Origin of the sequence: Pseudomonas sp. MAG002Y (assembly GCF_019400845.1) — a bacterium.
GTDB lineage: Bacteria > Pseudomonadota > Gammaproteobacteria > Pseudomonadales > Pseudomonadaceae > Chryseomonas > Chryseomonas luteola.
The window spans coordinates 34,627-52,694 of the sequence record NZ_WOEJ01000023.1 but is presented as its reverse complement, the minus strand read 5'-3'; the positions used below and the strand labels follow the sequence as shown (position 1 = coordinate 52,694).

The following is an 18,068-nucleotide window of genomic DNA, read 5'->3' as shown; positions in this document are numbered from 1 at the left end:
AAACCGGCCTGAATGGCCGGTTTTTTATTTAACCTGCATTACGGTGTTGGGCCTGTACGTCATCAAGCCCCTTGGCCTGGATAGTCCATAACGACTCGAACAGTCCTCCACTTCGCTGCAGAACAGCCGGTGGGCCATCTTCAACAATACGCCCTTTGTCCATCACGATGACCCGATCGAACGATGCGACTGTAGACAACCGATGGGCTACTGCCAGAACGGTACGTCCACGAACCAGGTCCGTCAGCGCCATCTGAATTTCCTTTTCCGAATGCGTGTCCAGCGCAGAGGTCGCCTCATCCAGAATCAGGATGGGGGAGCCCTTCAAAAACGCCCGCGCAATGCCCAAGCGCTGACGCTGCCCTCCTGACAAGCGAGCCCCTCGTTCGCCTACCAGTGTGTTGTACCCTTCGGGTAGCTGGCGTATGAAATGATCGCAATAGGCGTGACAAGCTGCTTTATAGACCTCTTCGTCCGTAGCATCAGGTTTTCCATAACGGATATTTTCACGGATGGAGCGATTGAAGAGAGCAATCTCCTGCGGCACCACTGCGATGGCTGCGCGCAAGCTGTCTTGGCTGACTTCATGAATAGGCTGACCATCGATAAGAATTCGACCGCTACTTACTTCGTCCAGACGTTGAAGAAGGTTAATCAGCGTAGACTTGCCTGCCCCGGAGGTGCCCACTAGGCCAACCTTTTGGCCTGAGGGAATGTGCAAGGACAGGTCATCAATGACTTTGGATCCGTCAGGATAGCTGAATGAAACATGCTCAAACGTGATGGAGCCTGACTTGGCATTGAGAGTAGCAGCATTTTCTGTGTCCTGAATGCCATGGGGCTGGGCAATCACCTTGAGCGTATCGGCTACCGTTCCAAACTGCTGCGCGGCATCGACCAGTGCCAGCGCCAAGTCTCTGGAGCCATGCAGAATACGGAAGGTCAGTGCACTCACCACGACGACGTCACCAGGCGTAACAGTACCTTGTCGCCAAAGGTAAATAGCCCAGAGCAGCATAGAGCCAGCCATCAAGGTCAGGCATATATCGTGTAGAACTCGCGCTTTCTCCACGTACATCCAGCTACGACGCTGAGCACGTGCCTCAACACCCAGTTCCCGCGCTAGGCGATCACGCTCTCGAGCCTGAGCCGAAAAAGCCTTGATAGTCCAGACATTGGAAACCATGTCCACAACCTCTCCGCCTACACGCGACGCTTGCTCGGCAAAGGCCTGATGCTTATGGCGACCACGGATGCCAAAACCCGTAATGATGCAGCCAACCAGCAGCACAAAGCCTATCAACGCCAGCGCCATTTCCCAACGGATGGACAGCATAACGACTACCGCCCCCAGGAAATCGGTACAGGGCGGGACGATACGCCACGTCAACGCGGAAAAAATATTCGCGACGGCTGTGCTGGTCTGATTGATTCGATTGCCCAATGCGCCAGAGAAATGCTCCTTGAAGTAACGCATTGGGTGGCCGGTCAGATACTCGAACAGATCGATTCGCAGATCTACGCCTGTCTTGACAATAGTCCGACAGCCAAGCCACCCACCTCCTCGCCACAGGATGTTTTCAAGAGCAATAAGTCCGATGAAAAAACCAAAGGGGAGCCAGACATTGGCTTCCATTCGGTTGTCACTGGCCATGGCATCCACAAGAAGCTTCATGGCGTACTGAACGGCAACGGCGCAGGTGGCGCCGCCAACCATTAGGAAAAACAACCCTCCAAACGCCAAACGGCGCCGACAGACATAGCGCCATAGAAACGCAATCGGACGAGAGGGGAACGGTCGCCCCGCTGGAGAGTTGGAAGTGTTGCTCATGAAGCCTGCCCTTCAGCCATCGCAGCGAACTGAGCCTGTTGACGCTCCAGCTCTTCTGCCAACGGAGAGTAAATGGCTCGATGACCCTGAGGATCAGCATAACCATATAAACCGACTTCACATAGGCGCTCATCGTTCCATCCCGGATAGTCCAAGATGGGATACAGGCAAATGCCTTCGACAGGGATATCCTGAGTCATGGCGTTACGAACTTCTTCACATACGTATGCCAGCCATGAAGGCCTCGCCTCACCTTCCGCTCCTGTCTCTGCAATCATGAGCGGCCGCTGGTAGCGGGCATAGACCTCAGCCAACATTCCACGCAAGGGACGATACAGTGGATCATCCCGAAAAACGGTTTTACCGCCGTTAAACCATTGATTGTCGGAATAGAAGTTGAGCCCAACGATATCAAGATATTCAGCCTTCCCACCGAGCCCCGGCCAAGCTTTTCCACACAACATGTCCCAGGCTTCGAACTGAGACTGCCGGTAGGCTTCGGCCGCCTCGCGGTCTGCTGCTCTACCAGAGGCAGGAATCACATTGATGAGTGGGTCCGCCTGGACGAACCGAGCCTTGGGCGCAACACCACGAATGGCTTCGATGGCAGCAATCGAGGCTCGGATCAACTGATGCTTGAGTTCAGCTCCCCGCTTGACACCCTTGGGGTTGAACTGACCCGTATCACCACCACCCCATGCCCAAAAGGATATTTCATTGACTGGACAATAAAAGGGTACTTCTATGCCTTCGTCACGCATAAACGTGGCAACAGCCTTTGTGAATCGCTCAAAGCGTTCCACAAAGCCGGGATACCAAATATCGATGTCGTCAGGCCACCCATAGTGGCACAGGTCCCACACAATCTGGACACCCTCTTCCCGGGCGGCTTTGACCTGGGGAAGCAGGCTCGACCAGTCAAAAAAACCTGGCCGCGTCTCAATCAAATGCCAGCGCACACCATCACGAGCAGCCTGAATACGATGGGTACGCAAGCGCGCAAAGTCGGCTTTCGCAAAGCGATCATGCCCCGTCGCCTGGATCAAATCCAGGCGACGGTTATCGAAACGGCGGTGAGTTGAGCACTCGAACCCACCCAGGAAAAAACTGTTAAAAGTCCCAGGTACATGCATCGTAATGTGCTCCGGTCTTTATACTGCCGAGACTTCAGCAGTGTCCTCAACCACACCTTCCGATTCCGCGATACGCTTGTAGGCTGTCAATGCCTGTCCAACGACCTGGTCCATGTTGTAGTACTTGTACGTACCCAAGCGGCCCAGGAATGTCACGTTAGGCGTTGAGTTAGCCAACTCCTGATATCGCTTGTAGAGCTCGGCATTTTCCGGGCGAGGGATTGGATAATAGGGGTCGCCCTCCGCCGACGGATATTCATAGGTCACGCTGGTTTTCAAATGCTCTTGGCCGGTCAGGTGCTTGTATTCACTGATACGGGTGTATGGAACATCTTCAGAGGGATAATTGACGACTGCCACAGGTTGGAACTGCGCCGAATTGACCGTTTCGTGATGAAACTTTAGCGAGCGGTACGGCAACTTGCCGTAGCAATAATCAAAATATTCATCGACAGGACCGGTATAGATCAGATGATCGAACTGGACTTCGTTGCGGATCTCGCGGTAATCGGTGTTGAGCATAACCTTGATGTTGGGATGATTCAGCATCTTCTCGAACATACGGGTGAAGCCATGCAATGGCATGATCTGGAAGGTATCGCCGAAATAGCGATCATCCGTATTGGTACGGGTAGGAACGCGCGAAGTGACTGATTTATCCAGCTGTGACGGATCAAGCCCCCATTGCTTACGGGTGTAGCCACGGAAGAACTTCTCGTAAAGCTCACGGCCTACCTGATTGATGACGACATCCTCGGATGTCCGGATAGGCTCTACCGGTTCAGCCCGACCTTTCAGGAAGCTCTCGGCCTCCTCGTCTGTTTTCAGGTCAAGACCATACAGCGCATTCACCGTGGTACGGTTGATCGGGATCGGTACCAGTTGATCGTCCACATAAGCAAGCACCTTGTGCTCGTAGGTACGCCACTCGGTAAAACGGGAAAGATAGTCCACGATCCGCTGCGAGTTGGTATGAAAAATATGCGGGCCGTAGCGATGAATCAGAACCCCTGCCTCGTCATAGTGATCATAGGCATTGCCCGCAATATGGGGCCGGCGGTCTACAATCAGGACACGCTTGTTGAGCCCTACGGCCAGACGCTCAGCCAGTACGCTCCCGGCAAATCCGGCGCCTACGATCAGATAGTCGAACCCACGTCTCTGGGATTCGTTTGAACTCGCTACACCTGCAGACATGGCTTCCCCCTCGTTTATCGTGCGCATTTCATTTGCTCCGTCATGCCCTGCCAAGTGGCATCCCACGACATTTCACCCAGGATAGAGTCGGCCTGTTTCAAAAGCCCTTCCCGGTCCTGGGCATCTACCAGCGAAGCCTCTACGGCACGAATGAATGCTTCAGCGCTATCTGCAATACGGACGATACCCGACTCACCATAGGTGCGTACCACATCGGTAATGGGTGTCGATACGACAGGCTTACCGCCTGCCAAGTATTCGGGCGTCTTGGTAGGACTGATGAAACGTGTCGACTCGTTTAAGGCAAAAGGCATGATCGCGACGTCCCAGCCCGCAAGATAATGGGGCAGCTCGTCATATACCTTGCCGCCCAAGAGATGAATGTTGTCGAGCTTAGGCAAACTATTGGGATCTATCTTGACGACCGGACCAATCAGCACAATGTGCCAATCAGGCCGTTGACGCGCGACCTCGGCCAGCAAGTCGATATCCAGACGCTCGTCAATCACGCCATAAAACCCAAGACGCGGATGCGGAATACTGTTCTGGTCATCAGGATCAAGCTGCTCGGCGCGGGCTTGAGCGAAATGAGCGATATCTACACTGCTCGGGAAAGGATGGGCGTTAGGGTGGCGCTCGCGCTTGGCCTCATACAGGCTATAACCGCCCGTAAACACCACATCGGCCTTTTCCAACAGAAGTCGTTCACGTTCCAGCATTTCCGGCGGCGCGCCTCGGAAAGCAGAAAGCTCATCCATGCAGTCATACACGGTAAGCGTGGATTTAAGGTGATGGCTGAAGGGCCAACTCATGGGAGTGTAATACCAGAGAACCGCCTCCTCGATTCCGGACTCTTCGACGTATCTGTCCAGCAGACGCTTCAATACTGCCTCAGCCGCCTCGCCCTGTACGTCAGCAGGCAGTCTGGGTACCAGACGCGTAACGCCTAGATCAGCTTCGATTTCTTCAAGCCAGGGATTGGGTTCATCCGATGGCATCGGCTCTTCAAAGAACAGTACGTTGTAGTCGCGCGCAAAGCGGGACATCAAGTGCTGAGGCCGTTGGTAGACGAAATTCCAGCGCAGATGGGAAAGACAGATCAGGGTAGGAAGGTTTTCCCTGCCTGATGCATCAAAGCCCATTTCCGTTCTGGATGACGGCTTTGACTTGCCAATCTCATATTGAAAGGGTCCAGCCCAGCTCATCGATTACTCCTTAACTCGTGTATGACCAAGTCAGGAACTCGTACAACACGAATCGAGTTCTATGCCTTTTCCCGTTGGAAAGATCCGGTTCTTTCCATTTAAGAGCTAAACCCGCCGGCTATTCAATACGCCAAAACCGGCAAAAATCAGAACACCTTGCATTCGAACATCATCGAATATCAATAGAGTCACTGGGCGGTGAGACTGGTTCTGAGCAAACCCAGTTCCAACCCTTTCGTCGATACATGTTTTTTTACACTTATCTCATTCCTGTAGGAACTAGTCGTCATATCACCGGGTCTGGCTTTATACATGCATATTCTTTGTGCATGGCCTGTCTTGTTTGCCGCTTCGAATAGGCCGCTGAACCTCGTTCAGCGCTTCGCTGTGTCGGCGTGCTTTGTATTACGACTAGATCAATGGAGCGTGACGATGATTCTTGTGACTGGGGGCGCGGGTTATATAGGGTCGCATGCTGTTTTGGAGCTGTTACTGTCAGGGCAAGACGTTCTCGTGTTGGATAACCTGTGCAACAGTTCACGTGTAGCATTACAACGGGTCGAGCAGCTAGCTGGCCGCAGCGTGCATTTCGTCAAAGGTGATATACGTCGACGCACGCAGTTGGATGCGCTGTTTGCACAATATCCAATCGAGGCTGTCCTGCACTTTGCCGGGCTCAAAGCGGTAGGCGAAAGCGTCAGACACCCGTTGAGCTATTACGACAATAATGTGGGTGGCAGCCTGACGCTTTGCCAGGCAATGGCTGACGCGGGCGTCTTCAAGCTAGTATTCAGTTCATCAGCAACCGTTTACGGCATGCCTGACACGGTTCCTATCAGCGAGCAGGCACCTACTGGTATACCAACTAATCCGTACGGGCAATCCAAGCTCATGGTTGAAAACCTGCTGCGCGATCTGGCTACTGCAGATCCTCGCTGGTCCATTGCCCTGTTGCGCTATTTCAATCCCATAGGTGCACATGAATCCGGCATGATTGGTGAAGACCCAAGTGGCATTCCCAATAACCTTCTGCCGTATATCACGCAGGTAGCCATTGGCCGTTTGGAGCGCTTGAGCATCTATGGCTCGGATTACCCTACTCCAGACGGTACCGGGATACGTGATTACATCCATATGGTCGATCTGGCCAAAGGACATCTTTCCGCCCTGCGCAAGCTGCAAAGCGTTAAGGGAGCGCACGTCTGGAACCTCGGAACCGGGCGCGGCTATTCGGTACTGGAGTTAATCAGGGTGTTTGAAGAGGTTGCACAGATGCAGCTGCCCTATCGCTTGGCGCCTCGCCGCGAGGGGGATGTTGCGGAGTGCTGGGCCGATCCTCACAAAGCCGAACAGGAACTGGGTTGGAGAGCAGAACGCAGCCTGACGCAAATGATTGCCGATGCTTGGCGCTGGCAATCGCAGAATCCAAATGGTTATCGTGTTGCAGAGACAGTGAAGAAGTCCATCAAACAGATTCCAGCAAAGCCTATTACAGGCACTACCGGAAGCCGGATAAACACGTCTGCCAACGCCTCGGCTTGATTCTCAGCTATAAAAAGGCCGCTGTAAAACAGCGGCCTTTTTATTCCCGTCAATCAGTCATACATGCCCACATGCTGCGGATGGCTTGCAACACGCTGCAGCCAGGCATTGATGGCAGGGTACCGAGACAAGTCGAATCCACCCTCTGCCGCTACGTGTGTATAGGCGTAAAGCGCAATATCGGCAATAGAGTACGTATCGCCTACCAGATACGGTGTCCGGGAGAGTTGCTGCTCCATAACATCCAATGCCTTATAGCCTTCCTTAAGGCAACTTGCATGTTCGGCACGCCGCTCTTCAGGCATGTCAAGGTAAAACTGAATAAACCGCGCCACTGCTATGTAGGGCTCATGACTGTACTGCTCGAAGAATTGCCATTGCAGTACATGAGTCCGCAAACGCGGCTCCTGGGGCAGGAATGTGCTGCCTTCTGCCAGGTAGTTCAGAATGGCATTGGACTCCCATAGGTAGGAGCCATCATCCAGTTCAAGCACAGGAATCTTGCCATTGGGGTTTTTTTCAAGAAACGCTGGAGAGCGTGTCTCGCCCTTTAAGATATCTACATCAACCCATTCATAGGCAAATCCGCGCAAGGCCATCATCAGCTTGACCTTGTAGCAGTTGCCGGAACGCTGGTCTCCATAAATCCGGTACATAATGATCTCCTTTCATTACAAGGCCTGGGCGGCCTTTATGACACTGGCCAAACGGCTCAGCCCTTCATCAACACGCTCAGGTGCCACATGGCTGAAATTCAGGCGCAAGCGACCAAGGTTGCCCTCCGGGTCACTGAAGAAAGGCTCCCCAGGCATGAAGGCCACATCCTGAGCCAAAGCGGGCTCCAACAGCAAGCGTGTGTCGATTGGCTGGCGCAGTGTTAGCCAGAAAAATAGCCCCCCCTGAGGCTGATTCCAGTCTGCAAGCTCACCAAAGTGGCGAACCAGCGCAGCCTGGAAGGCATCGCGACGAGCACGATAGAAATTGCGCAGATCCTGAATATGGGCTTGATAGCGTGGTGTTCCGACCCACTGTAAGGCCTGCCACTGCCCGATACGGTTCGTATGCAGATCAGCGGCCTGCTTGAGGCGCAACAAATAAGGATACAGATCAGGAGAGGCAATCAGATACCCCACGCGCAAACCAGGCAGTAACGTCTTGGAGACCGTACCGGTATAGATCCAGCTGGTTCTCTTCAAGCGGCTTACGATAGGCGTAGCCGGTGCATCATCAAAGATCAGCTCGCGATATGGCTCATCTTCAATCAGCGTGACGCTGAACTCATCCATCAAGGCCGCCACCTGATCACGGCAGGCTTCGGTGTAACGTACACCGGATGGGTTCTGGAAAGTAGGAATCAGATAGGCAAAGGCTGGCTTGTTGGTCTCGAGGCACTGGCGCAGCGCTTCAATATCCATGCCTTCCGCCGTTAGTGGTACTGTCAGGCAATCGGCACCGAAAAATTGAAAGCTTTGCAGCGCAGCCAGATAGCTGGGGCCTTCTAACAGCACCTGAGTATCTTGGTCGATGTAGAGTTTTGCAGCCAGATCCAATGCCTGTTGCGAACCAGCCGTAACCAGTACTTGACTGGCATCACACTCAACGCCCAAGGCTCTGGCCTGGGCAGCGATCGCTTCGCGCAGCTCCGGCTCTCCTTCGCTCGTTCCATACTGCCCCAGATTCACCGGCAGAGCATCCCATTCCACGCGAGGCAACATCTCCTGCGCAGGCAGACCACCTGCAAAGGACATCACTTCCGGACGCTGTGCCGCTGCCAGAATTTCGCGGATAAGACTGCTTTTTAGACGGGTAACGCGTTCGGAGAAAGCCATGGAAGCACCAGTAGTCAGCGGCCGGAGAATAAGTCAAACTGCTTGACCGAAACTACGCTGAACCGGATAGAAGCGTCAATATGCTTGACCTAAAAAATACCGTAGCCCAACGCCAGGCGATGCAGTCATTCTTCTTCGGCTACCAGGCATTTACCGCCAAGGCCGACGAAATGCTTTCGCGCCGCGGGTTTAGCCGCGTACACCAGCGTATTCTCTTTTTCGTGGCTGGCTCGCCAGGAATCAGCCACAAAGAGTTGCTGGAGGCTTTGGGGGTTACCAAGCAGGCAGCTAATCCGCCCGTTCGCCAGCTAATTGAAAAGGATATGCTTGTGGTGGAGTCAGACGCGGAAGACAAGCGCAAGCGCAAGTTGCGGCTGACATCGCACGGTGCAAAGCTTGAGCAGCTCCTGCGGCGGGAACAAGTCAAGCTGCTACAGCGTGCCTTTGACGAAGCCGGAGAAGCCGCAGTAGAGGGATGGATGAAAATCAACCAGACGCTGGCAGGCCAGGAGCGCCAACGCGAATCGAGCCGGAAAGACGGGTCGACTTGAGCACAGACTAGCGGCTTCATTCAGACAAAGCCTGATCGACTGTACGGCTCCTTCTACAAGTGAGTGTATCGGTACGCCAGCCAACAGGCTGTTTATGCTGGAAAAAAAGGAAGTCCAGCCATGACAGCCGAATTACTTACCGCTTTTATACTTTTCGCCTTCGTATCCTCAGCTACTCCGGGTCCCAATAACATGATGCTGCTCGCGTCAGGCGTTAACTATGGTTTCCGCCGGACACTTCCGCATATGTTCGGCATTAGCCTTGGGCATATGGTGATGGTAATCACCATGGGATTGGGTCTTGGACAATTGTTCAGCCTGTACCCCTCACTGCACATGGCCTTGAAGGTCGTGGCTACTGCATACCTGTTGTACCTGGCATGGAAAATTGCCAACGCCGCACCGCCTACGCCCAAGCAGGCTTCCGGCAAACCATTCGGTTTTTTTCAGGCAGCTGCCTTTCAATGGGTTAATCCAAAAGCCTGGGTAATGGCCATAGGCGCCGTCACCACGTATTTGCCCGTTCAAGATTTCAACAGCAACCTGCTGCTTATAGCGCTGCTGTTTGCGCTTATCAACCTGCCTAGCGTTAGCCTTTGGACGCTGTTTGGTATGGCATTACGTACACTTTTGAATAGCCCGATGCGTCTGCGTGCGTTCAACTGGACGATGGCTGCCCTGCTAGTTATTTCTCTGTACCCGATTCTGCTGTCTACCCATTGAAGACCGTACCATGACCATATCCACCGCCTTGCGCCCTTTTGCCGACACATCGCCTTCTTCAATCGTTGCCGGTTTCGTAGCGATGCTGGTTGGCTACACCAGCTCCCTGGTGCTTATGTTCCAGGCAGGCCAGAATGCAGGGCTGAACAGCGCTCAGATTTCCTCCTGGATCTGGGCGCTGTCCATCGGGATGGCGATAACCACGATCGCGCTCTCGCTGCGCTTCAGGACTCCCATCGTCATCGCGTGGTCTACCCCCGGTGCTGCCCTGCTGATGACCAGCTTGCCTCAGGTCCCTTACAGCGAGGCTATTGGCGCTTTCATGTTATGCGCCCTCCTCACGGCCTTCTGCGGTATGACTGGCAGCTTCGAGCGTCTGATGCGCAAGGTTCCTGCTGCATTGGCCGCCGCGCTGCTGGCGGGCATCCTGTTTCGGATCGGCATTGAGATCTGCTCGGCTACTGAGCAGCAACCTCTGCTTGTAATAGGCATGTTCCTGACGTATTTGCTGACCAAGCGACAGGCACCCCGTTATGCCGTATTGGCTGCCCTGATGATTGGAATGATCATCGCCGCCGTCGTAGGACTGTTGCATTTCGAGCACTTTCATTTGCAACTGGCGGTGCCTGTCTGGACCACACCGTCCTTCTCCATGTCCGCCATCATCAGCATTGGTATTCCGCTATTTGTTGTTGCCATGGCTTCTCAAAACATGCCAGGCATTGCGGTGTTGCGGACCGACGGTTACCAGACACCTGCCTCACCCCTGATATCCGTTACCGGAATAGCCTCGTTACTGTTGGCCCCATTCGGCTCCCACGGAATTAACCTGGCGGCCATCAGCGCAGCCATCTGCACAGGGCCTGAGGCCCACGAAGACTCACAAAAGCGCTACACCGCAGCGCTCTGGTGCGGCTTCTTTTACGGTATAGCCGGAACGTTTGGTGCAACACTGGCAGCCCTGTTTGCAGCGCTTCCTAAAGAATTAGTGCTATCCATCGCCGCACTTGCACTGCTTGGGTCCATCATGAATGGGCTTAACAGTGCCATGAGCGACCCTAAACAACGCGAAGCCGCTCTTGTCACCTTTCTTGTAACCGCTTCAGGCATGACATTATTAGGCGTTGGGTCGGCTTTCTGGGGAGTGGTCGCAGGCCTGATCACCCAGTTAGTCCTGAATTGGAAAAAGGCTGCTTGATCAACGATGATATAGGTAGAGCCCATACAAAAACGGCTCGCCTAGGCGAGCCGTTCGAGCACAGATAACCGCTTAGCGTTTACCGCGATTATTACTACCAAAGCCTGGACGCTGACCTTCACGGGCTGGACCATTACGGCGCTGTGCCGGTGCGGCCCGTTCCCGGGCAGGGCGCTCGCGACGTCCGTCATCGCCAGAGGCATGTTCTTCACGAGTCCGTACCGGACGCTTGCGCCCACTTTCGGATGGGCGCTCAGCCAATGGCGTGCCACCACGGCGACCCTCGCCCTGCGGCTTGCCAGAGCGCTTGTCACCACGGCCGCCGCGGCCAGCCTCAACAGGCTTGCCAGACTTGCGTTGCATACGCTCAAGCTTTTCGCGAACCTTCGCGGTCACAGGAGGCAATTCAACAGGCGTCAGCCCTACTTCTGCGCTGAGAATATTGATCTCACCCTGCATCATCTCGCGCCAGCGACCCATGGACAATTCAGCCGTCAGGAAAACCGGTCCGAAACGTACCCGCTTCAAGCGGCTGACCAGCACACCCTGGGATTCCCACAGGCGGCGAACCTCTCGGTTACGTCCTTCCATGACCACGCAATGGAACCAGTGGTTGAAACCGTCACCATTGGGAGCCTGTTGGATATCGGTAAAACGTGCAGGACCGTCTTCCAGCATGACACCTGTCTTGAGACGCTCGATCATGGCCTCATCGACTTCACCACGCACACGTACCGCGTACTCCCGGTCCATCTGATAAGAGGGATGCATCAAGCGGTTGGCCAGTTCACCATCGGTTGTGAACAAAAGCAGGCCAGTCGTGTTGATATCCAGACGACCAATATTGATCCACCGCCCGCCTCTCAAGCGCGGTAATCGGTCAAACACCGTAGGACGCCCTTCGGGGTCATCACGGGTGCAAACTTCACCTTCAGGCTTGTTGTAAATCAGTACACGGCGAACATTTTCGGTGGCCTCTTCGCGGCGTAGCACACGCCCGTCCACAGCAATGGCATCCTGAGGCGTAACACGCTGACCCAGAGTGGCGACATTTCCGTTTACTTGAATACGGCCCTCGGCAATCCAGGCTTCCACATCACGGCGGGAACCTACACCCATACGGGACAGGACTTTCTGGAGTTTTTCCCCGACTGGGGTATGAGGAGTGTTGTCGTTCATAAGGCACCTCCCGGTGTAAGCGGCAACAAAAAGGCGCGCATCATAGCGTCACCTGGCCCTTGAGCCTAGCGACTAAATGACTCGACGTGCAGGCCTTTCGACAGAAAAGAGATGGATGGTCTGAGATGCAGACGGCCTGCATGAAGCAGGCCGTCGAACAAGATGACTGCCTTAATCGAGCGCAGCCAGGGCTTCGCGGCAAAGCTGCTCTATCTTTGTCCAGTCACGCGCCTTGATAGCGTCGGAAGGCAGCATCCAGCTACCTCCTACGCACATGACATTGCTTTGCTGGAAATAGGCTTTGACATTACTCGGATTGACGCCGCCCGTTGGGCAGAATCGAAGATCGCCAAAAGGACCGGCAAAGGCTTTAAGCGCGTCTATTCCACCGTAAACGTTGGCCGGGAAGAGCTTAAAGCGACGGTAACCCAGCCGATAGGCACGCATGATGTCTGAAGGCGTAGCAATACCGGGCAGTAGCGGCACGTCGCTTTTAACGCCTGCCTCAAGGATTTCGTCCGTGCAGCCGGGCGTTACAATGAACTGAGCACCTGCTTCTACCGCAGCATCAAACATGTGGGTGTCCAGAACAGTACCGACACCCACCGTTAGCTCCGGGCGTTCCTTGCGCAGCAGGCGCACAGCATCCAAACCATGGGCAGAGCGAAGCGTGACTTCCAGTGTCTTGAGCCCCCCCGCTGCCATCGCGTCAGCAAAAGGCAGGACGTCAGCCGGATCGTTGATCACGATGACGGGCAGGATGCGTGCTTTCTGGCTCAGCGCATCAATGGCAGCGATCTTGTTTTGCATGTCACTCATCCTCAAGGGCACCAATAGATCTTCAGCGGCTCTCGCAGGAAGGCGCTGATAGGAGTCGCCAGCTCATCACCGGCGGTTGCAGCGGTTTGCAGAGCGGCCAACTTACTCTGGCCCTGGATGGCCAGGAACTGATTGTGAGCACCAGACAACAATGCGCGTGTCATGGTCAGGCGTTGACGAGGCACGGAAGGTGCCCACATGGGCAGGCACAAGCGCTCGCTCTGTGGATCAAGCGCATCTTCAAGCCCAGGGCTTCCGGGAAACAACGAAGCAGTATGTGCATCGTCGCCCATTCCCAGCACCAGTACATCGATAGGCTTGGGCAGATTCTGCAAGCGGTTATCAGCCTCCTGAGCAGCCGTTTCAGCGTTTTCGCCAGCGGCATAGAGGTCTACAAAAGTCGCTGCACGGGCTGCATTACGCAACAGGTGCTTGCGAATTAGCCCGCCGTTGCTATCCGGATGTTCTAAAGGCACCCAGCGCTCATCGGCGAGCGTAATCGTGACCTTCGCCCAGTCCAGCTCCTGCTCGGATAACTGTTCAAAGAACGGCACTGGGCTACGACCACCCGAAACCACCAGTGTGGCCGTTCCTGTCTGTGCAATGGCCTCACGAAGCGCAGCCGCTACAGCTTGGGTCAGCTGCTCAGCATGGGCCTCACGACCGTTCAGCTCGATGAATTCGACGCCTTGTGGCAGGTTAGATATCGCCATACCAGGATCTCCCGTCACGTGCAATGAGAGCAATGGAAGTCAGCGGGCCCCATGTGCCAGCTGCGTATGATTTCGGGGTATCGCCCATTTTTTCCCAGCCTTCCATGAGCTGGTCGCACCAGCGCCAGGCCGCCTCGATCTCGTCCTTGCGCACGAAGAGAGACTGGTTGCCCTGCATCACTTCCAGCAACAAACGCTCATACGCGTCTGGTACCCGCGCCGACTTGAAGGCCTCGGAGAAGTTGAGCTGCAACGGACCGCTGCGCAGCTGCATCCCTTTGCTCAAGCCCTGATCCTTGGTCATGACCTGCAGGGAAATCCCTTCGTCCGGCTGAATACGGATGATCAGTCGGTTGTTGATCAGACTCCGCTGCTCAGGCGCGAAGATGTAGTGTGGCGGTTCCTTGAAATGAATAACGATCTGCGAAAGTTTTTGCGGCATACGCTTGCCGGTACGCAAATAGAAAGGCACTCCGGACCAACGCCAGTTACGAATATCGGCGCGAATGGCCACGAATGTTTCCGTGCTGCTGCTCTCGTTGGAGTTTTCTTCCTCCAGATAGCCGGGTACCGGCTTGCCATCGCTGTAACCACTCGTGTACTGGCCCAGCACGACACGGCTGGCCAGCTGATCGGCGGTGATCGGCTCGAGCGCCTTGAGCACCTTGACCTTTTCGTCACGGATACTGTCCGCCGAGAGATCAGCGGGCGGGTCCATTGCAGTCAGGCAAAGCAGCTGCAGCAGGTGGTTCTGTACCATGTCGCGTAGCTGCCCGGCCTGATCGAAATAACCCCAGCGGCCTTCGATCCCTACTTTCTCAGCAACCGTAATCTCCACGTGGGAGATATAGTTCTGGTTCCATTGGGTCTCGAACAGACTGTTTGCAAACCGCAGAGCAATCAGATTCTGTACGGTTTCCTTACCCAGGTAATGGTCGATACGATAGACCTGACTTTCCGGGAAGAACCGAGCCACGGAGTCGTTCACGACACGCGAAGACTCAAGGTCATGGCCGATGGGCTTTTCCATGACGACACGTGTACGGCTGCTAAGCCCTACCGCATCAAGATTCTCGCAAATCGAGCTGTATACTGAGGCGGGTGTTGCGAAATACGCAATCACCGTTTCGGAGTCACCTACGTCTTCGGCCAGTCCGGCATAGTCTTCCATGCGTCGGAAATCCATGGCACGGTAGCTTAAGCGGGCGGCGAAACGTTCCCAGACGGCTTGATTCCAGTCAGCATTCGGCACGTAATGCCGAACCCGCTCTTCAATATGAGCGAGCTGCTTGGTGCCGTCTCCTTGATCTCGAGCAAGCGCGACGATACGCGTGTCATCATGGAGGAGACCTTCGCGATCGAGTTGGTAGAGAGCCGGAAACAACTTGCGCAGAGCGAGATCGCCCAACGCGCCGAACAGGGCCAAAGTGCAAGGGAGTACGCGAACTGCTGGCATATATTCGTTCTTTTACGAAAAGTTGGTGAATGAAAGCCCAGTTTAAGTGAGCTTTCCCCTTTTACGTAGTATAAAAATCAAAAATTTAATAAAACCTTTTTGTGCAGCCTTATTCCTCTATAGCTGTACGATAAAAGGATGACAACTTTCAGGAGCATTTGATGGATCGGGCCAGCACATTGCTGCAATTGATTCAGACCCGCCTGCCGGAATTGAACCGTGCCGAACGCAAGGTAGCCGAGGTTATTCTAAACAATCCACGGCAGGCTACCCGCCTGACCATTGCTGCTCTGGCGCAGGCAGCTCACGTCAGCGAACCGACCGTCAACCGCTTCTGCCGATCACTGGGAATCAGCGGCTACCCTGAAATGAAGATTCAACTGGCTCAGAGCATCGCCAGCGGCGCCGTCTACGTAAGCCAGGCGGTGGAAGCGGATGATGAGCCTGAAGCCTACTCAGAAAAGATTTTCAGCAGCACCATCGCCTCGCTCGATAATGCTCGTCAGCGCATGGATGCTCAAGTGATCAATCGAGCCGTCAATCTCCTGATTCAGGCACGGCAGATTCATTTCTTTGGCCTGGGTGCATCTGCACCCGTAGCGCTGGATGCCCAGCACAAATTCTTTCGCTTCGGTCTGGCTGTTTCGGCCCATTCAGACATTCTGATGCAGCGCATGCTTGCGTCTGTAGCGCAGATAGGCGAAGTCTTTGTCATCATTTCCTACACCGGCCGCACGCGCGAACTGGTGGATGTTGCCAAGCTGGCACGGGATAACGGGGCATCAGTTATCGGGATGACTGCTGCTAATTCTCCGCTTGCGAAGGTTTCAACACTTAGCCTTGATATTCCAGTGCCCGAAGATACTGATATCTATATGCCAATGTCATCACGTATCGTTCAGCTGACAGTACTCGACATTCTGGCCACTGGCGTTACGCTGCGCCGCGGCGTTGATTTCCAGCCGCATCTGCGCAAAGTAAAGGAAAGTCTGGTAGCAACACGCTATCCAATGGAGCAGGAACAGGAAGAGTTGTAATCGACGAGAAAGGCTGGAGCAGTACGCTTCAGCCTGTAGCGAGGTTACTTCTTCTTGAGCTTCTTGAGACGCTTGCTGGCCTTTTCGACCACATCCTTGCGCTCTTTGTCCTTCATGGACTTCCAGCCCTTGATTTCATCGCGGCTGCGGCCGCATCCCTGACAGACTTCATCCTTAAGCTTGCATTGGCTTACGCAGGGACTCTCAACCTTACCCACAGGGCTACCTCAGCATCTGGACACAGCGAACAGTATAAACACACTGTTCGCTGCGCCCAGTACCATCTGCGGAATTAGAACACCGCTTGGACCTTCAGGCCGCCGACAACAGCATTATCAACTTCCTTGACGCCGCCCGGGTTACGCATGTACTGAATATTCGGACGTAGGGTGAGCCAGTTGGTCACGTGTACGCCGTAGTACAGCTCAGCATCGTATTCGCTGTACTGCAGCGGTACGTAGCCTGGGTTGTCATAATCGTCGATACCGGTAGCAAGGTTGGCTGCACGTTGCGCATCACGCGCATCGCTGTTGGTGTGGATACGGGCCACACCGAAACCGATGTCGTCTTTTGGTCGCGCATCGAATGGTCCCTTGTACACCACACCAGCCTGGATGTAGTTGTCTACCTTGTTGGTAGCCTTGTCATGCACCGTGAAGTTGGCGAATACACTCAGACCACGAGAAGCATCACCGTTGTGCTTGGTCAGCTGCTGCTTGGCTACAACCCAATAGCCATGCTTACTGGAATGACGGCTGGAAACACCATCCACATCATCCGCATCAGCGGTGCTGTAGTAGTAACCGAAGCGGTACTCACCCGGTAGGCTGTTCAGTGTTGGCAACCATACCAGCTCAACTGGCAGGATCACGCCTTTGGCACCGCTGGTATTCATCTTGAAGCCATTACCGGTTTCAAGCAGCGACGGGTTCTGCTCGTAAACCCCAACCTGCGCAAACAGCTCAGGTGTCAGGTTGTACTTGACGCGCATGGCCCACTGGCTGACCGGCCAGTTGTACCACTGATCACCTACCCAGTTACCCACCTGGGAGCCACAGAACGCTAGGTTCTGGAAGTCACAGTCGAACGAGTTGAAATCTTCACCCTCGCCGAAACGACCCGCTTTGATGTCTAGGCGGCCATCAAAGAACCCCTTGCTCAACCACAACTGGGTAAGGCGCCAGGTCTGGCCGCGACCCCAGACTTCTTGTACGGAAGAATACGTACCGGAACGTGGATCACCAATATTGTCGTTGGTCAGGTTACGGCCGTCACGTGAAGTAATGGCAACTTTGAATACGGAATTCTCCCAACCCAACGTCTTGTTCATGTCGACCGCCAGGCCGAACATGTACTGGGAAGACCAACGTGCGGTGTGATCCTTGTCGTATCCACCTCGCATGTTGGTAGCGCCTTCCCCGACGTACTCCAACTTGATGTCGTAACCCTTATCTAGCAGTTCAGTACGCAGGCCACCCCAATCGCCTGTCATACCACCTGCTTCAGGGTCGAAGGCATCGGCTGCATAGGCAGTGGCACTGAGTCCACCTAGTGCAGCTAACGACAACACAGCCAAGTGCCGTACGCGTTTGCCTTTATGCTTATACATTCTTCTCGGTCCTTTATAATTTTTAATGGGCTATACGCAACACACC

The 18,068-nt window shown here is 54.5% G+C and carries 17 protein-coding genes; 5 read left to right on the top strand and 12 right to left on the bottom strand.

Annotated elements, in window-relative coordinates:
- Positions 1-28 precede the first annotated feature (28 nt).
- The 4 genes from GM154_RS23390 to GM154_RS23375 are packed head-to-tail and all read right to left on the bottom strand — an operon-like array spanning position 29 to position 5,366.
- The gene (locus tag GM154_RS23390) at positions 29-1,831 is read right to left on the bottom strand and encodes an ABC transporter ATP-binding protein (RefSeq protein WP_219653540.1); all 1,803 of its coding nucleotides are present in this window, start codon (positions 1,829-1,831) and stop codon (positions 29-31) included.
- Positions 1,828-2,964: a family 1 glycosylhydrolase gene (locus GM154_RS23385; RefSeq protein ID WP_219653539.1), complete on the bottom strand. Its 1,137-nt coding sequence runs from the start codon at positions 2,962-2,964 to the stop codon at positions 1,828-1,830. Before GM154_RS23385 ends, GM154_RS23390 begins: the two co-directional genes overlap by 4 nt.
- 18 nt (positions 2,965-2,982) lie before the next feature.
- Positions 2,983-4,188, bottom strand: coding sequence for a UDP-galactopyranose mutase (gene glf / locus GM154_RS23380; RefSeq protein WP_374940344.1), 1,206 nt, complete (start codon positions 4,186-4,188; stop codon positions 2,983-2,985).
- Complete coding sequence (locus GM154_RS23375) at positions 4,176-5,366, bottom strand: glycosyltransferase family 1 protein (RefSeq protein WP_125888446.1); 1,191 nt, start codon at positions 5,364-5,366, stop codon at positions 4,176-4,178. The genes glf and GM154_RS23375 overlap by 13 nt, the downstream gene beginning before the upstream one ends.
- A gap of 432 nt (positions 5,367-5,798) precedes the next feature.
- Here GM154_RS23375 and galE point away from each other — a divergent pair, with 432 nt between their 5' ends.
- Complete coding sequence (gene galE / locus GM154_RS23370) at positions 5,799-6,908, top strand: UDP-glucose 4-epimerase GalE (protein WP_219653538.1); 1,110 nt, start codon at positions 5,799-5,801, stop codon at positions 6,906-6,908.
- Positions 6,909-6,961: 53 nt separating this feature from the next.
- On the opposite strand, the gene GM154_RS23365 is transcribed toward galE, so the two are convergent.
- Together GM154_RS23365 and GM154_RS23360 are read right to left on the bottom strand one after the other, a co-directional pair.
- Positions 6,962-7,564: a glutathione S-transferase family protein gene (locus GM154_RS23365; RefSeq protein ID WP_219653537.1), complete on the bottom strand. Its 603-nt coding sequence runs from the start codon at positions 7,562-7,564 to the stop codon at positions 6,962-6,964.
- A 15-nt stretch (positions 7,565-7,579) separates the two neighbouring features.
- Positions 7,580-8,737, bottom strand: coding sequence for a PLP-dependent aminotransferase family protein (locus GM154_RS23360; protein WP_219653536.1), 1,158 nt, complete (start codon positions 8,735-8,737; stop codon positions 7,580-7,582).
- Between the two features lie 80 nt (positions 8,738-8,817).
- Here GM154_RS23360 and GM154_RS23355 point away from each other — a divergent pair, with 80 nt between their 5' ends.
- From GM154_RS23355 to GM154_RS23345, 3 genes are all read left to right on the top strand, one after another.
- Entirely contained in the window at positions 8,818-9,288 is a 471-nt protein-coding gene (locus tag GM154_RS23355) for a MarR family winged helix-turn-helix transcriptional regulator (RefSeq protein WP_010798432.1), read from the top strand.
- 120 nt (positions 9,289-9,408) lie between these two features.
- Positions 9,409-10,011 (top strand): LysE family translocator, encoded by a 603-nt coding sequence (locus GM154_RS23350; RefSeq protein ID WP_037030959.1) that lies wholly within the window; start codon positions 9,409-9,411, stop codon positions 10,009-10,011.
- Positions 10,012-10,021: 10 nt separating this feature from the next.
- Positions 10,022-11,209 (top strand): benzoate/H(+) symporter BenE family transporter, encoded by a 1,188-nt coding sequence (locus GM154_RS23345; protein WP_219653535.1) that lies wholly within the window; start codon positions 10,022-10,024, stop codon positions 11,207-11,209.
- Positions 11,210-11,281: 72 nt separating this feature from the next.
- Here the strand turns inward: GM154_RS23345 and rluB are convergent, their stop codons facing one another.
- The 4 genes from rluB to zwf form a co-directional block, all read right to left on the bottom strand.
- Positions 11,282-12,388 (bottom strand): 23S rRNA pseudouridine(2605) synthase RluB, encoded by a 1,107-nt coding sequence (gene rluB / locus GM154_RS23340; protein ID WP_074826701.1) that lies wholly within the window; start codon positions 12,386-12,388, stop codon positions 11,282-11,284.
- 171 nt (positions 12,389-12,559) lie between these two features.
- Positions 12,560-13,198: a bifunctional 4-hydroxy-2-oxoglutarate aldolase/2-dehydro-3-deoxy-phosphogluconate aldolase gene (locus GM154_RS23335; protein ID WP_010798436.1), complete on the bottom strand. Its 639-nt coding sequence runs from the start codon at positions 13,196-13,198 to the stop codon at positions 12,560-12,562.
- A gap of 11 nt (positions 13,199-13,209) precedes the next feature.
- The gene (pgl, locus tag GM154_RS23330) at positions 13,210-13,920 is read right to left on the bottom strand and encodes a 6-phosphogluconolactonase (protein WP_219653534.1); all 711 of its coding nucleotides are present in this window, start codon (positions 13,918-13,920) and stop codon (positions 13,210-13,212) included.
- A complete protein-coding gene (gene zwf, locus GM154_RS23325) occupies positions 13,907-15,376 on the bottom strand; it encodes a glucose-6-phosphate dehydrogenase (RefSeq protein ID WP_010798438.1) in 1,470 nt (489 codons plus the stop codon). Before zwf ends, pgl begins: the two co-directional genes overlap by 14 nt.
- A 161-nt stretch (positions 15,377-15,537) precedes the next feature.
- Here zwf and GM154_RS23320 point away from each other — a divergent pair, with 161 nt between their 5' ends.
- Positions 15,538-16,413, top strand: a complete 876-nt coding sequence (locus tag GM154_RS23320) for a MurR/RpiR family transcriptional regulator (RefSeq protein WP_074826707.1) — start codon at positions 15,538-15,540, stop codon at positions 16,411-16,413.
- A gap of 44 nt (positions 16,414-16,457) precedes the next feature.
- Here the strand turns inward: GM154_RS23320 and GM154_RS23315 are convergent, their stop codons facing one another.
- Together GM154_RS23315 and GM154_RS23310 are read right to left on the bottom strand one after the other, a co-directional pair.
- Entirely contained in the window at positions 16,458-16,631 is a 174-nt protein-coding gene (locus GM154_RS23315) for a DUF1289 domain-containing protein (RefSeq protein WP_010798440.1), read from the bottom strand.
- A gap of 74 nt (positions 16,632-16,705) precedes the next feature.
- Entirely contained in the window at positions 16,706-18,022 is a 1,317-nt protein-coding gene (locus GM154_RS23310; protein WP_219653533.1) for a carbohydrate porin, read from the bottom strand.
- Positions 18,023-18,068 lie beyond the last annotated feature (46 nt).